At 62.1% G+C, this 13,983-nt stretch carries 15 protein-coding genes; 6 read left to right on the forward strand and 9 right to left on the reverse strand.

The window, feature by feature from the left end; translation table 11 throughout:
- The 4 genes from sdhA to RUW20_RS19130 form a co-directional block, all read right to left on the reverse strand.
- The gene (gene sdhA, locus RUW20_RS19115) at window positions 1-1,785 is read right to left on the reverse strand and encodes a succinate dehydrogenase flavoprotein subunit (RefSeq protein ID WP_313953808.1); all 1,785 of its coding nucleotides are present in this window, start codon (window positions 1,783-1,785) and stop codon (window positions 1-3) included.
- A complete protein-coding gene (gene sdhD, locus RUW20_RS19120; RefSeq protein ID WP_313953809.1) occupies window positions 1,786-2,133 on the reverse strand; it encodes a succinate dehydrogenase, hydrophobic membrane anchor protein in 348 nt (115 codons plus the stop codon).
- Window positions 2,127-2,519: a succinate dehydrogenase, cytochrome b556 subunit gene (gene sdhC / locus RUW20_RS19125; protein WP_313953810.1), complete on the reverse strand. Its 393-nt coding sequence runs from the start codon at window positions 2,517-2,519 to the stop codon at window positions 2,127-2,129. Before sdhC ends, sdhD begins: the two co-directional genes overlap by 7 nt.
- Before the next feature lie 117 nt (window positions 2,520-2,636).
- Window positions 2,637-3,374, reverse strand: coding sequence for a GntR family transcriptional regulator (locus RUW20_RS19130; RefSeq protein ID WP_313953822.1), 738 nt, complete (start codon window positions 3,372-3,374; stop codon window positions 2,637-2,639).
- A gap of 245 nt (window positions 3,375-3,619) precedes the next feature.
- Between RUW20_RS19130 and RUW20_RS19135 the strand changes: the two genes are divergently transcribed.
- The 3 genes from RUW20_RS19135 (at window position 3,620) to RUW20_RS19145 (ending at window position 6,085) form a co-directional block, all read left to right on the forward strand.
- Window positions 3,620-4,606, forward strand: a complete 987-nt coding sequence (locus tag RUW20_RS19135; RefSeq protein WP_313953811.1) for a malate dehydrogenase — start codon at window positions 3,620-3,622, stop codon at window positions 4,604-4,606.
- Between the two features lie 116 nt (window positions 4,607-4,722).
- Complete coding sequence (locus RUW20_RS19140) at window positions 4,723-5,706, forward strand: aldolase/citrate lyase family protein (RefSeq protein WP_313953812.1); 984 nt, start codon at window positions 4,723-4,725, stop codon at window positions 5,704-5,706.
- Between the two features lie 4 nt (window positions 5,707-5,710).
- Complete coding sequence (locus RUW20_RS19145; RefSeq protein WP_313953813.1) at window positions 5,711-6,085, forward strand: nucleotide pyrophosphohydrolase; 375 nt, start codon at window positions 5,711-5,713, stop codon at window positions 6,083-6,085.
- A 42-nt stretch (window positions 6,086-6,127) separates the two neighbouring features.
- Here the strand turns inward: RUW20_RS19145 and RUW20_RS19150 are convergent, their stop codons facing one another.
- From RUW20_RS19150 to RUW20_RS19165, 4 genes are all read right to left on the reverse strand, one after another.
- A complete protein-coding gene (locus RUW20_RS19150) occupies window positions 6,128-6,973 on the reverse strand; it encodes a 23S rRNA (adenine(2030)-N(6))-methyltransferase RlmJ (protein ID WP_313953814.1) in 846 nt (281 codons plus the stop codon).
- 47 nt (window positions 6,974-7,020) lie between these two features.
- Window positions 7,021-8,265 carry a nitronate monooxygenase gene (locus tag RUW20_RS19155; protein ID WP_313953815.1) on the reverse strand — a complete coding sequence of 415 codons (1,245 nt, stop codon included), beginning with the start codon at window positions 8,263-8,265 and terminating at the stop codon, window positions 7,021-7,023.
- A gap of 169 nt (window positions 8,266-8,434) precedes the next feature.
- The gene (locus tag RUW20_RS19160; protein WP_313953816.1) at window positions 8,435-9,373 is read right to left on the reverse strand and encodes an AEC family transporter; all 939 of its coding nucleotides are present in this window, start codon (window positions 9,371-9,373) and stop codon (window positions 8,435-8,437) included.
- A gap of 20 nt (window positions 9,374-9,393) precedes the next feature.
- Window positions 9,394-10,221: a crotonase/enoyl-CoA hydratase family protein gene (locus RUW20_RS19165; RefSeq protein ID WP_313953817.1), complete on the reverse strand. Its 828-nt coding sequence runs from the start codon at window positions 10,219-10,221 to the stop codon at window positions 9,394-9,396.
- Window positions 10,222-10,379: 158 nt separating this feature from the next.
- On the opposite strand from RUW20_RS19165, the gene RUW20_RS19170 reads away from it, so the two are divergent.
- Both RUW20_RS19170 and RUW20_RS19175 read left to right on the forward strand, forming a co-directional pair.
- Window positions 10,380-11,072 carry an RluA family pseudouridine synthase gene (locus RUW20_RS19170; RefSeq protein ID WP_313953818.1) on the forward strand — a complete coding sequence of 231 codons (693 nt, stop codon included), beginning with the start codon at window positions 10,380-10,382 and terminating at the stop codon, window positions 11,070-11,072.
- 120 nt (window positions 11,073-11,192) lie between these two features.
- Window positions 11,193-12,353, forward strand: coding sequence for an NnrS family protein (locus RUW20_RS19175; RefSeq protein ID WP_313953819.1), 1,161 nt, complete (start codon window positions 11,193-11,195; stop codon window positions 12,351-12,353).
- 29 nt (window positions 12,354-12,382) lie between these two features.
- Here the strand turns inward: RUW20_RS19175 and RUW20_RS19180 are convergent, their stop codons facing one another.
- A complete protein-coding gene (locus RUW20_RS19180; RefSeq protein ID WP_313953820.1) occupies window positions 12,383-13,567 on the reverse strand; it encodes an MFS transporter in 1,185 nt (394 codons plus the stop codon).
- A 10-nt stretch (window positions 13,568-13,577) separates the two neighbouring features.
- Here RUW20_RS19180 and RUW20_RS19185 point away from each other — a divergent pair, with 10 nt between their 5' ends.
- A complete protein-coding gene (locus RUW20_RS19185; RefSeq protein ID WP_313953823.1) occupies window positions 13,578-13,775 on the forward strand; it encodes a hypothetical protein in 198 nt (65 codons plus the stop codon).
- Window positions 13,776-13,983: the final 208 nt, after the last annotated feature.

Here is a 13,983-nt window from a genome sequence, read left to right on the forward strand (position 1 = left end):
TCAGTAGGAGCGCGTCTTGAGCGCGATGGTTTCGACGGACAGTGGGGTCATGACCACCGGCTTGTAACTGAGAGTGCTACCCTCGCGCTGCCAGAGCGTATGCTTGTGCCAGTTGACGTCGTCTCGCCCGTTCGGGTTTTCTGGCGTGTCCGGCGCATCGTCCCGGACATGTGCACCGCGCGACTCCTTACGTGCGTCGGCCGAAACCAGCGTCGCCTTGGCCACTTCGATCAGATTATCAAGCTCCAGCGCTTCGACGCGGGCCGTGTTCCAGACCTGCGATTTGTCCTTGATCTGTGTCCGGGCGACCGCCTTCTCGACCTCGAGAATCTTCGCCACCCCCTCGGCCAGCATATCCTTGAAGCGGAAGACCCCACAGTGCTTCTGCATCGTGCGCTGCAATTCGAGGCGCGTTTCGTCGACACTGGTGCCGCCGGTCTGCGTCTCGAGGCGGTTCAGGCGAGCCATGGTGCGCTCGGCAAAACCATCGGGTAGATCCTGATGGCTTATGGCACCGGATTGGACATCGGCGATGACCGAATCCCCGGAAGACTTGCCGAACACCAGCAGGTCAAGCAAGGAATTGGTCCCCAGCCGGTTGGCGCCGTGCACCGAAGCACAGGCCACTTCCCCGGCGGCGTAGAAGCCCTTGACCGGCGCCCCGTCGGGAGCGACCACCTGGCCCTTGTAATTGGTCGGAATACCGCCCATCTGGTAATGACAGGTCGGCACCACCGGAATCGGCGCCTGGATCGGGTCGATGCCGGCGAACTGAATCGAGATCTCGCGAATTCCCGGCAGACGCTTCATGATCGTTGCCGGATCGAGGTGGGTGATGTCCAGCAGGACGAAGTCCTTGTTCGGTCCGCAACCGCGACCCTCATTGATCTCGGTGACCATCGCCCGCGAGACCACGTCGCGCGAAGCCAGATCCTTGGCATTCGGCGCATAGCGTTCCATGAAGCGCTCGTTGTCCGAGTTACGCAGGATGCCGCCTTCGCCGCGCACACCTTCGGTGATCAGCACCCCCGCACCAGCAACCCCGGTCGGATGGAACTGCCAGAACTCCATGTCCTCGAGAGGAATGCCGGCACGCGCCGCCATGCCGAGGCCGTCGCCAGTATTGATGAAGGCATTGGTCGACGAGTAATAGATGCGGCCGGCACCTCCGGTCGCGAAAACCGTCGCCTTGGCGTGAAAAGCCACCACTTCGCCGGTTTCCATCTCCAGGGCGATGACCCCGAGCACCTGCCCGGACTGGTCACGAATCAGATCAAGCGCCATCCATTCGACGAAGAACTGGGTGTTGGCGCGCACGTTGCGCTGATACAGCGCGTGCAGCATGGCGTGACCGGTGCGGTCGGCCGCGGCACACGCCCGTCGTACCGGCTTCTCGCCGAAGTTCGACATGTGCCCACCAAACGGACGCTGATAGATCTTGCCTTCGTCCGTCCGATCGAATGGCATGCCGAAATGCTCGAGTTCGACGACCACCTCGGGCGCCATGCGACACATGTATTCAATCGCGTCCTGGTCGCCGAGCCAGTCAGAACCCTTGACCGTATCGTACATGTGCCAGTGCCAGTGATCCTCCTCGGAGTTGCCCAGCGACGCAGACACGCCGCCTTGCGCCGCCACGGTATGCGAACGGGTCGGGAAGACCTTTGACAGGACAGCTGTTTTAAGGCCGCCCTCGGAAAGCTGAATCGCTGCGCGCAGCCCGGAACCGCCTGCGCCAACGATTACAGCATCGAACTTTCGTACCGGTATGCTTTGCTTACTCACTTACATTCTCCACAGAATCTGTATCGCCCAGCCGGCGTAACCGACCAGCACCGTAGCCGTCGCAATCATCATCAGCAAACGCAGGCCATCCGGTTTTACGTAGTCCATCCAGATATCCCGGATGCCGATCCAGACGTGGTAGAAAAGGCTGACAAAGAAGAGGAATGTGGCAAATTTCATGAAGCCGTTGGTGAAGATGCCGCGCCAGGACTCGAAAGAATTGGGGCCGACAGCACCGATGACAACCAGAAAAATCACCGTGTAGACCGCCATCACAATGGCCGTGGCACGCTGAATGATCCAGTCCTTGAGGCCGTAATGCGCCCCGACAAGAATGCGATTTACCATAGCACTTTAGCTCCGACGATCAGGGTCAGAGCGATGCTGACCGCGAAAACGATCTTGCTCGAAAGACGCGCAGACTCGAGGTCTATGCCCTTGTGCAGGTCCAGCAGCAGATAGCGAATGCCGGCGCAGAAGTGGTGCATGTAGAACCAGATCAATCCGAGCAGGACGATTTTCGACAGCGGATGACCGACCACTTGCTGGAAGCTGGTAAAGGTTTCGGGAGAAGTCAGGCTACTCTGGAACAACCATAAGAGAAAGGGCAACAGCAGGAAGAGCGCCGCTCCGCTGACCCGGTGAAGGATCGAGAGGATACCCGGAAGCGGTAGCCTGATGCTGGGCAAGTCCAGATTCTTTGGACGTTTTTTCTTAATTGCCATCTCTGCCATGAACGTCATCCCTCATGTGTAATACGGTCGCACGCCAACCGCTTGACCTCGAAATACCACGCCCGATTATAAACTATTCAGGCGCCTCTGACTTCCCCAAACGCTTGTCGAAGGCGTTCACCCCAGCTCATTGCGATAATGATGATTGCGTGTCGAATAGAACCCCCTGCGCCATTCGACCGGCTTCTGGCCATAGCTAAAAGTCACTCGCTCGACGAGCAGCAAGGGACTCCCCTCGGGGACCTGCAGCAAGTCGGCGCTGACCCGGTCGGCCGCCACCGCGCGCAGCCGCTCGTCTGCCCGAACCATGCAAACGCCATAACGACTTTCGAACAGACCGTACAGTGATTCGCCTGAGCCGACGAGTTCCAGCGAAAGATCCGGAAACAGCTCGCTCGAAAGGTAAATTTCGTCGAAGACTACCGGCTCCTCCCCCAACTTCAGCAAACGCCTGAGAATGGTGATCGGCGCACCGGGTTGGAGCGCCAAAGTGCGCGCAACATCCGGGCCGGCCTTGGCCCGCCAGCACTCAAGCGGCACGCTCTGGGAGACCTGCGGCTCTCCGTCATTCGGGACAAGACGCAGAAAACGGAAGGCAGAACCCGGATCTCGGTGCGTGGCGACAAAGGTCCCCTTGCCTTGTTGGCGTACCAGCAGGTTCTCCGCCGCCATCTCGTCGATTGCCTTGCGGACGGTGCCCTGACTGACACCAAAGCGGCCCGCAAGCTCTGATTCACTGGGGATGGAGCCGCCCGGACCCCACTCACCGGACTCCAGATTGGCCATGATCAATTCCTTGATCTGCCGATACAGTGGGCTGAAGGTCGGAGAATGCAATGACGACGAGCGGTTCATGGACCGTGATTTCAGCACAATTTCGCTCACCCGTCCATCCCATTCATGTCCAACATATCATATATAAGACATAAGATAGATCGCGCGTATTTGACACCTTGCACATCTGAGTCTTATGATTCACACGATTCGGCGCCCGCGCACAGAGAAAGATTCGCAGGCACTGCCGGTCGCTTTCTTGCTCAATTCCCAGCTGGTGTTCATCGCAACTTTTTTCACTCATCACTAACGACAGGAGCCGTATCATGTCCAAAGCCCCCATGCGCGTCGCGGTCACCGGCGCCGCCGGCCAAATCGGTTACAGCCTGCTTTTCCGGATCGCATCCGGTGAAATGCTCGGCAAGGATCAGCCAGTCATCCTTCAGCTGCTCGACCTGCCACAAGCACAGAAAGCCTGCCAGGGCGTGATCATGGAACTCGAGGACTGCGCCTTCCCGATGCTCGCCGGAATGTTCGCTACCGATGATCCGAACGTCGCTTTCAAGGATGCCGACGTCTGCCTCCTGGTTGGTGCCCGTCCACGTGGACCGGGAATGGAACGTGCTGACCTGCTGACTGCCAACGGTGCCATCTTTACCGTTCAGGGCAAGGCGATTGCCGAGAACGCCAAGGAAAACGTCCGTGTCCTGGTCGTCGGCAACCCCTGCAATACCAACGCCCTGATCGCCGGCTCGGCAGCGAAGAAAGTTGGCCGCACCAATCCGGCCAACTACCATGGCATGCTGCGCCTGGATCACAATCGCGCCCTTTCGCAACTCGCCGCCAAAGCCGGCCGGCCGGTGGCCAGCTTCAAGCAGCTGACGGTCTGGGGCAACCATTCGCCGACGATGTACGCCGATTACCGCAACTGCACGTCCAACGGCGACAACGTCAAGGACCTGATCAATGATCCGGTGTGGAACAACGACGTATTCCTGCCCACCGTCGGCAAGCGCGGGGCTGCGATCATCGATGCCCGCGGCCTGTCCTCGGCAGCGTCGGCGGCGAACGCGGCGATTGACCACATGCACGACTGGGTACTCGGTTCCGATGAATGGGTAACCATGGGTGTCCCGTCCGACGGCTCGTACGACATCCCGGCCGGGATCGTTTTCGGCTTTCCGTGCGAATGCAAGGACGGCTCGTTCAAGATCATTCAGGGTCTCGAGATCGACGGCTACTCGCGCGAGAAGATCAACAAGACGCTCAAGGAATTGACCGACGAAGCCGATGCCGTGAAGTCGATGCTGTAAAGCAGCGCTCGCTCTCGAAAGCCGCGGTCAGTCCGCGGCTTTTTTTCGCCGGCACCCTTCGCGCAGCAGCGCGCTAGAATGTCGCTTCCCAGCAACCTGACCGTATCGAAAGCCCTATGCGCCATCCCAGCCAAGTACTTTTCGCAGGTGAGAAGCCGTTTCCGATGATTCCCGCCGTGGACCACTACGCCGGCTCCGAAAAACTGATGCACAAAGCCCTGCAGCTGCAGAACGAGTTGGGCCCGATCTTCGACATCACTTGCGATTGCGAAGATGGAGCCCCAGCCGGCGCCGACCGCGAACATGCGGCGATGGTCGCCAGCGTGATCATGAGCGACGCCAATCGGCATGGGCGCGTCGGCGTTCGCATCCACGACATCGCCCATCACGGCTGGCAACAGGATATCGAGATTATCGTCGCCGCGGCCGGCCAGCGCCTGGCTTTCGTCACGCTGCCCAAGGTCAGCAGCGGCCAAGACGTACGGATACAGCTCGATTCCTTGCGTCGCGCGGCTGCGGCCGCAGGGCTCGACCGCCAGATTCCGGCGCATGTGCTGATCGAGACCTACGGCGCCTTGCGCGACGTCTGGGAGATCGCTGCCCTGCCCGAGGTCGAATCGCTGGATTTCGGCCTGATGGACTTTGTCAGTGGCCACCACGGCGCCATCCCGTCATCCGCCATGCGCAGCCCCGGACAGTTCGAACACCCGCTGATCGTCCGTGCCAAGTGCGAGATCTCTGCCGCGGCACTGGCCAACGGCGCGGTGCCGTCGCACAACGTCACTACCGAACTCAGGGATCTCCAGGTCATCCGCAACGATGCCGAGCGCGCGCGCAACGAGTTCGGCTACCTGCGCATGTGGAGCATTCACCCCAATCAGATCGTGCCGATCGTCGAGGCGATGCGGCCCGACTTCTCGGAAATGGAAAACGCGGCCGCCATCCTCATCGCCGCGCAGGATGGCGACTGGGGACCGATCCAGCATCAGGGCTTGTTACACGACCGCGCCTCGTTCCGTTACTACTGGGAGCTGCTCGCGCGCGCGCAGGCCACCGGCATGGCCCTGCCCGACGCAGCGCAACGGCGTTTCTTCGCCTGAATCGATGGACCTTGCGGCGCTTACCGCCAGAGTGCTGGAGTTTCGTGACCAGCGCAACTGGGCACAGTTCCACAGCCTGCGCAACCTGATCGTCTCGCTGAATCTCGAAGCCAGCGAACTCCTCGAACTGACCCAGTGGAAGAGCGACGCCGAGATGGCGGCGATGGCCGCCAGTGCCGAAGCGCAGGAAGCGCTGCGCGACGAATGTGCCGACGTCCTGATCTATCTGCTGCTGATTGCCGAAAATACCGGCATCGACCTCGAAGACGCGGCGCACGCCAAGCTGGTCAAGAATGCGGCCAAGTATCCGGTCGACCTCAGCTACGGCTCGAGCCGGAAGTACTCGCGCACCACCGCGCCAGGCAAAGAGCGGCAATAGGCAGGACTATAGCCGGCGGCGCTTCGCGGGGCGCCGCGCGTCTCAGGCCGCCTGGCTGTCGAGCGTAAAACCCGCGCCTTCATTGATCCTCAGCACCTCGACCAGCCAGGGCATCACTTCCTGCAAGGTGCCCTGCAGCGTCCACGGCGGATTGATCACGAACAGGCCACTGCCGTGCATCCCGAAGCCGTCGGCAGCCGGTGTTCTGACGCGCAGCGTGACGTGCAGCCAGTTGCTGGCCGGCAGACGTTTCAGACGCAACGGCAAGTCGTGCGCTTCCAGCCGGGTCAGTTGTGGATACCAGAGCAGATAGGTGCCCCCGGGAAAGCGCTGCAGGCAATCCTTGAGCGCATGGATGACCCGATCGTAGTCATGCTTGTCTTCGTACGCCGGGTCGATCAGTACCAGCGCCCGTCGCGGCGGCGGTGGCAACAAGGCCTTGAGCCCGGCAAAGCCGTCGCTGTGCTCGACCATCACCCGCGTGCCAAAGCTCGCAAAATGCTCGCGCAAGCGCAGCACATCCCTGCTGTGCAGTTCGAAAAGACGCAAGCGATCCTGTGCCCGCGTCGTCCACAGCGCGAAATCCGGTGATCCGGGGTACACCTTCAGGCCACCGCTCGGGTTGACCCCACGCACCAGCTCGACATAGTCGGCGACCGCTGGCGGCAGCTCCTTGCGCCCCCACAGTCGACCGATACCCTCGCGGTACTCGGCGAGCTTGGCCGCCTGCGCCGAATCAAGTGCATAGGAACCTGCTCCGGCGTGCGTATCGATGACCCAGAACGCCTTGTCCTTACGGCCGAGGTAACGGATCAGCTGGACCAGCACGAGATGTTTAAGCACATCGGCGTGATTGCCGGCATGGAAGGCGTGACGATAGCTGAGCATCGACTAATGCCCTTTCGCCTTGGCGGCAGGAAGCAGCGGCGGAGCGCCTACTCGGCGACCAGAATCTTGCCGTCGGTGCTGAACTGATAATCGCGGAAAATATGCTCGGCGTTCAGCAGTTGATAGCTACCGTCCGGCAAGCGGCGAGAGGTATCCTTGAGGCGATAGGTGTAATGACCGCAGGTCCAGCAGTCGAAGTTGCGCATCTGCGTGCACAAGCAGGTCTTGTCCTTGACCGAAATACGCTTGACCCCCGGGTTGGCCTCCACCTCACGGTTGTAGGCGCTGATATAGGAGCAACTTCCCGTACTGTCGAGAAGGTAACCGTAAGCCTCGCAATTCGGGCGAATACCGTCGCCGATCGCCGGGCTGCTGGTCAACATGCGCATCGGATAGCCGGTCGGCGAGATCTGGTTGACCTCGATTTTGTCCTCGGTCGCTTCAAAGTAGTGCTGCTTGACATCTTCGGGCAAGCCGCACTCTTTGGACACGGTAAAGCGCGTCGCCACCTGCACCGCCGCCGCGCCCTGCTCGAGAAAGGCCACCGCGTCACTGCCGGTGAAGATGCCGCCCGCCGGAATCAGGGGAATATCCAGCTGCTCCGACTGTAGATAGCGATGAATTTCACCGAAGATGGTCGCCAGATCGTACTGCGCCCAATCCATGCCAAAACCCAGGTGACCACCTGCCAGCGGACCTTCGACAATGACGTAGTCAGGAAGCCGGTTGCAACGGGCGGTCTTGCGCAGGAACAGCTGCAGTGCGCGCAAGGACGAGACGATGATCCCCAGCTTGGCGTCACGGAAACGCGGATGATCCTCGATCAGGGCGAACGACCCGAGATGCAATCCAGCGGCCAGGGTGATGCCATCGGCGCCAGCATCCAGCGCCCCCTGCATGCGCACGCGCAGCGTCTCCCGAGGCGAATTCATGGTCAGTTTTTCCATGCAATTGACGAAGATCAGGCCTTCACCGCGCTTCGCCTCCATGGTCCTGCCGACGTGCATCCGGGTCGCCTCGGCGAGCTGTCCGAGATCGAAGCGAACCACCGATTTGTCCGTATTGGCAACGTTGAATTTGTACTGCTTGAGCTTGTCCTTGACGAACTTGGCATTGAAGCGCCGATCAGCAACGGTGTTGACCATCGCATCGGAAATATGTCCAACGCCACCCAGCCGAGCGGCCTCGAGCGCCAGTTCGGCCGTCGAAATATCGACGCCCATGCCGCCGATCACGATCGGCACCAGTTCCTTGTTGCCGAACTGCAGACGGAAATCATCAACGCGCTTCATCCATGTCCTTCACAGCTCAAGCAAGCGTCCTCGGCCCGCCCGACAGGTGATCCCAGCAACCTCCAGAAGCTCGCCATTATCGCTCATCCCGAGTCCCTATGGCTCGCTAGATGCAATGAAATCGCAATTCCGGGCCGCGCAATGCGGCGCCTGATCCGCAAGACACCACTCAAGCGCCGGTCAAGGTCATCGCCAGCGGTGTACTCAGCGCGGCCAGTAGGGTCGACAACACCAGGCTGCTCGCCACCGGTCCCTCGAGCGTCTTGAACTGCCGCGACATCAGGTAAACGTTGGCGCCGACGGCCAGCGAGGCAAGCAGGACCACGACCCGAGTTTCCATCGCCGGCAACCCGAGCAGCAAGGCCAGCAGCCAGACCACCAGCGGCTGCACGATCAACTTCAGGAAACAGATGGCCACACTGATCCGCCAGCCGGCCCGCACGCCGTATTCGGCCAGCCCCATGCCAAGAACGATCAGCGCCAGCGGCGCCGCCGCCTGGGCCAGCATGCCCAGGGGTTGCGCAATGAGGGTCGGCAAGGGCCAACCGCTCAAACCGAACAAGGCGCCCGAGAGGATGCCGGCGACGATCGGATTGGTCAGCACGCCGCGCGCCATCTTGGCAAAACCCTGCACCGAAAAGCTACCGTGCCGTGCCCACTCGACCGATACGCTGACCAGGGTCCACAGGATCAGCGCGTTGAACACCAGCACCAGGGCGACCGATGGCACGGCCGCCTCACCGAGCGCAACCTTGGCCAGCGGCAGGCCGAGCAGCACGTTGTTCGAGAACACGCCGCCCAGCGCAAACACCGACTGCCCGGTCCCGTCGAGCGCAAACAGCTGCCAGGCGACCAAGCGGCCGATCACGAAGACGATCAGGCAACCGCCGAAAAAAGCGATCAACAGCCGCGCGTCGACCGGCGGTAGCTGCGAGAAGTCGCTCATCATCCGGAAGAGCATCGCTGGCAGGGCGACCGAAAAGACGAAGCGCGTCAGGTTTTCGGACATCGACGGCGGCCAGCCACAGCCCCGCATCAGCAGGTAGCCGACCAGCACCAGCGCGAACAGCGGCGCGGCCAGCGCGATATGGTGGGCAAGCGTAGCCATCGTCGACAAGCTCGCGCCGCTCAGTCGGCGAAACGCGGCGCCCGCTTTTCGCGCATCGCGGCCATCGCTTCCTCGAGATCGGCGGACATCAGCATCGCCGCGTTCCAGGTAGCCACATGGTTGAGCCCATCGGCCACCGAATGATCACGCCCGTAGTTGAGCATTTCCTTGGTCCCGCGAATGGCCAGCGGCGATTTCGCGGCGATCGTCCGGGCGATCTGGAGCACGCCGTCGAGCAGCGTGCCGGGTGTCTCGAAAAGTTGGTTGACCAGTCCGATCAGTTTGGCCTCGACGGCATCGACGCTGCGGCCGGTATACGCCATCTCCCGGGCAATACCGTCGTGAACCAGTCGTGGCAGACGCTGCAGCGTGCCAACGTCGGCCGTCATCCCGACGTCGATTTCGCGCACCGAGAACTGAACATCGAGCGCTGCGTAGCGCATGTCGCAACAAGTCACCAGATCGATTGCGCCGCCGATGCAGGCGCCCTGAATCGCCGCCAGCACCGGCTTGCGACAGCGTTCGATACAGCTCAGACAATCCTGCAGATCGAGAATCACCCGGCGCAGCGCCTCGTGCCTGCGCGCCGGGTCGGCATGTGCGACGGTGCGGCCGACGCTGGCGAGCATCGCCAGGTCGATACCGGCACAGAAATTCCGCCCCGCACCGCTCAGAATGGCGACGCGTACCTCCGGCGTCACATCGGCCCAGGCGAAGGCGGTACGCAGTTCCTGCCACATTGCTTCATTGATCGCGTTCGAGCGTTCTGGCCGATTCAGCCGGATCTCGGCAACACCCTGGTCCAGGGCGATGGCAATGGTCATCAACTCGGGAATGGCAATAGTCAAGTTGTTCTCCTGGAAGTTCTGGTCAGTGGGCGCCAGGCGGTCACCCCCTGGCCGCGCTGGGCAACGCATTGCCCGTGCAGTGTAATTGATTTGCCCTTTGCCCCGGAGCAGGCGAAAGGCGCGACAATTGGGCCACCGACCCCGGTACACTTTGCCTCATGAACCCGTCCAACCCGGCACCCTTGTCCACCGCTTCGCGCACCGTCGCTAACGACGCGCAAGGGGAAATCGCCTACGTCTACGTCGACGCCGCCATTGTGGTGGTCAACAAACCCTCTGGACTGCTGTCCGTCCCCGGTCGCGGCCAAGACAAGCAGGACTGCGTCGCCGGGCGGCTGCAGGCCGAGTTTCCCGATGCGCTGACCGTGCACCGCCTGGACATGCACACCTCCGGCCTGCTGCTTCTGGCGCGGGGAAAGGAAATGCAACGGCGCTTGAGTATTCAGTTCGCCAGCCGGCAGGTCGACAAGCGCTATCTGGCCGTCGTTGTCGGAGAACTACCGCTGGCCAGCGGCGAAATCGACCTGCCGCTGCGTGCCGACTGGCCCAACCGACCGCGCCAGAAGATCGACGCGCTGGCCGGAAAACCTTCGCTCACCCGCTACCAGGTGATTAGCCACGACGCAAGCGCCAACACCTCGCGCCTGGCGCTGATTCCCGAGACCGGGCGTACGCACCAGTTGCGCGTACACCTGCAGGCGCTTGGCCACCCGATCATCGGCGACGCGCTGTATGGCGACGCCGCCAGCTCGGCCGGCCCTCAGCGCCTGCTGCTGCATGCCGATCAGCTGGCTTTCGCCCACCCCGAGCACGGTGAGCGCTTGTCCTTTTTGTGCCCGGCGCCGTTCTAGATCAAAGCCAGGAGTTCCGTCCTGCGTGAGAATCTCCGGCTGAGAAAGGGCGAATCGGCGACCGCTGGCTCGCCAGACCTCGTCGCTGTTCAACGAACCCCCTCACCTAGGCCCCTGAGCATGAAATTCTCGACCCAAGCGCTATGGCTGGTCGGTTTCAGACCCTTCTTTGCCCTCGCCTGCCTCGCCGGGCTCAGCCTGCCGGTACTGTGGGCGCTGGTTTTCTCGGGTGCGCTGGCAGCGCCAGCCGCGCCGTTCTCGCCGACCCAGTGGCACGCGCACGAGATGTTCTTCGGCTTCGGCTGGGCGGTGATGGGCGGCTTCCTGCTCACCTCGACCAAGAACTGGGTGAAGATCCGCGGCTACCACGGCACGGCGCTGATGCTGCTGGCCAGCGCCTGGCTCTTCGAGCGCGCCGGCATGTGGTTTGCCGGCGCCCTGCCACCGATTGTCTTCCGCCTTTCCAGCAATCTCTTCCTGGCGTCGATCATCGCCATGCTCCTGTGGTCGCTGATCCGTCACCGTCAGAGCGATTCCTTCCGCGACAACTATTTCTTCCTGATCATTCTGCCGTTGTTCCTGGTCGCCAAAAACCTGCTGCTCAGCGACGACCATTTCCAGGCCGGCGCAAGCATGAGCATGGGGCTCTTCCGTGTTGCTTTCCTGGTCATGCTCGAAAGAACGCTGACCCAGTTCATGAAGAACGCCCTGCAGGCCAACATCTTGCGCAACGCGGTGCTTGATACCGCGATCAAGTTGCTGGCGGTGCTGCTGGTTTTCGCCAGCCTGCTGCCGGCGCCGCTCTCATCGTGGATCGGCCTGCTATTGGCGTTGCTGCTGATCGGCCGTTTCGTCTACTGGAAACCGCAACTGGCGATGCGCCGACTGGACATCGGCATCATGTATCTGGGCTACCTGGCGATTGTCGCGCAACTCCTGCTGCAATTCCTCGACCACCTGGCGCAGCCGGCCTGGATCGGCTCGGTACCCATGCATGTGTTCACCTTTGGCGCCATGGGGCTGATCATCCCGGCCATGCTGATTCGCATCGTGAACGGCCACACCGGCAGAAAAGTGGTCTTCGATCGGCTCGACAAGACCGTCCTGTGGATCATGATCGCCGGCTTCGTGATCCGCATCATCCTGCCGCAGGTCGCGCCGGCTGGCTATCTGCACTGGATCGAGCTCGCTGCGGCCTGCTGGTTTGCCTGTTTTTCCATCCTCGCCTGGCGCTACATCCCCTACCTCCTGCAGCCACGGGTGGACGGCAAGGAGCACTGAGCAAGGCCAGACATCTGTTCTCCACCACGCTATGCGTCGCGTGGCCGCCGCAGCAACAGGGCCACCAGGCACCACAGCACGACCGGCAACCAGTTGACCAGCAAAACGCCTAGCGCCGCCGCGCCACCCGAGGTGGCCAGACCGAAGCGCGAAAAGGTGGCCACGGCCAGCATCGCCATCAAGGCGCCAGTGTTGCGCCCCGTCTGCAGCGGATAGCCGCGCGCGCTAGCGACGCCAATCGACGCACACAGGATGAACGCCCAGAAAATTCCGGCGACGAACTGACTCACCACCAGGGCTGCCAGAGAGACAGCGAGCGCCGCGCCGGCCAATGCCAGTGCGCCAAGCACGCACGCCAGCTTGAGGGCGTGCATCTCGCTGCGATCCTTGAGAAAACCACCGACTGCCAGCAAACCGAAACTGAAACCGACCCAGAACACCGGCATCAGCCAGGGCAGCAAAGCGGGATCGGCCAGCCGCTTGAACTGCGCTGCCGAATTGATGGCGATATGTATCTGTTGCCCGAAGGCGAGCAGCAGAGCGAGAAGCAGCAGGAACGCCCACCACGCCTTCGCTGTCGCAGGCGGGGTCTGCTGGCTTGCCTCGGCAGCGACGGCTTGCTCGGCCGCTGGCAACCGACGCTCGACATAGACCAGCGCCAGCGCCGAGACACCGACCGCCAGCGCACTGAGCGCAAAAGGCAGCGACGGGTCGACGCCTTTCAGGACGATCGCCAGATAAGGTGCCAGCGCTGCCGTCACCGCCAGCCCGAGCAGCTGTATGCCGGCCAGACGCGGCAGCCTGGCGCGACCGGCATAGCGCGACAGCAGCACGTAGGGCGGTGCGCGCAAGGCCGCCGAAGTCGCCACCCAGAGCGCGGTCGCCAGCAGTAGCAACATCGGCATTGTCGCCAGCCAGGGCAACAACAACATCGCCAGGGCCGAAAGCGTCGATAACAGCACCAGCATCGGCCCGATCCTGTGCAACGCCAAGCGTGCCCGGTCGACCGCGACCCCGACCGACCAGTCAGCGAGCGCAAAAATCAACTGGTCGGCGGCGAGAATCCATGGCAGGAAGCGCGGATCAATCCCGCCGCGCGCCAGCAGTTCAGGCAGAAAGATGACGTAGACCACCCAGCTCAGCGCGAAGAAAAACTCCACCCCTGCCAGCAGCCAGGCAGCCCGGGTATCGCCAAGAGAAGCCGAGAGTGTCATCACCATAATCGTGGCACGAAAAACCGCCCGCCGGCAAACAGCTGACCGCGTGGTGATGATGACCAACGGGCCGCGGGCCAGAGTCGGCAGGATTCTCGAAATCGATCGGCCGCGTCCACGCACCCGCAAGAAGCTGCTCGAACACCCGGACTACTGCCGCTTGCGCGAGGGACTGCTCAGCTTCCTCAAGGACTGCGACCAGCACTGAGGCTAGCAGCGCACCGCAGACGGCACCGCCATCATCGACTCCCCGGCGTTCGCGTCGCCGCGCCCCCATCCGTCAAATTAGCGCAGATGAGGCACGGCGGTCGGAGATATCATGGGCGCTTGTTGCCAAGCGGGGCCGACTGCTCACCTTCGACGTCTCATCGGAGTGGCCACGGGCCCTGCCGCTTTCACTCAATCTGCCCCGTGAG

The organism is Accumulibacter sp. (assembly GCF_032229525.1).
Lineage (GTDB): Bacteria > Pseudomonadota > Gammaproteobacteria > Burkholderiales > Rhodocyclaceae > Accumulibacter.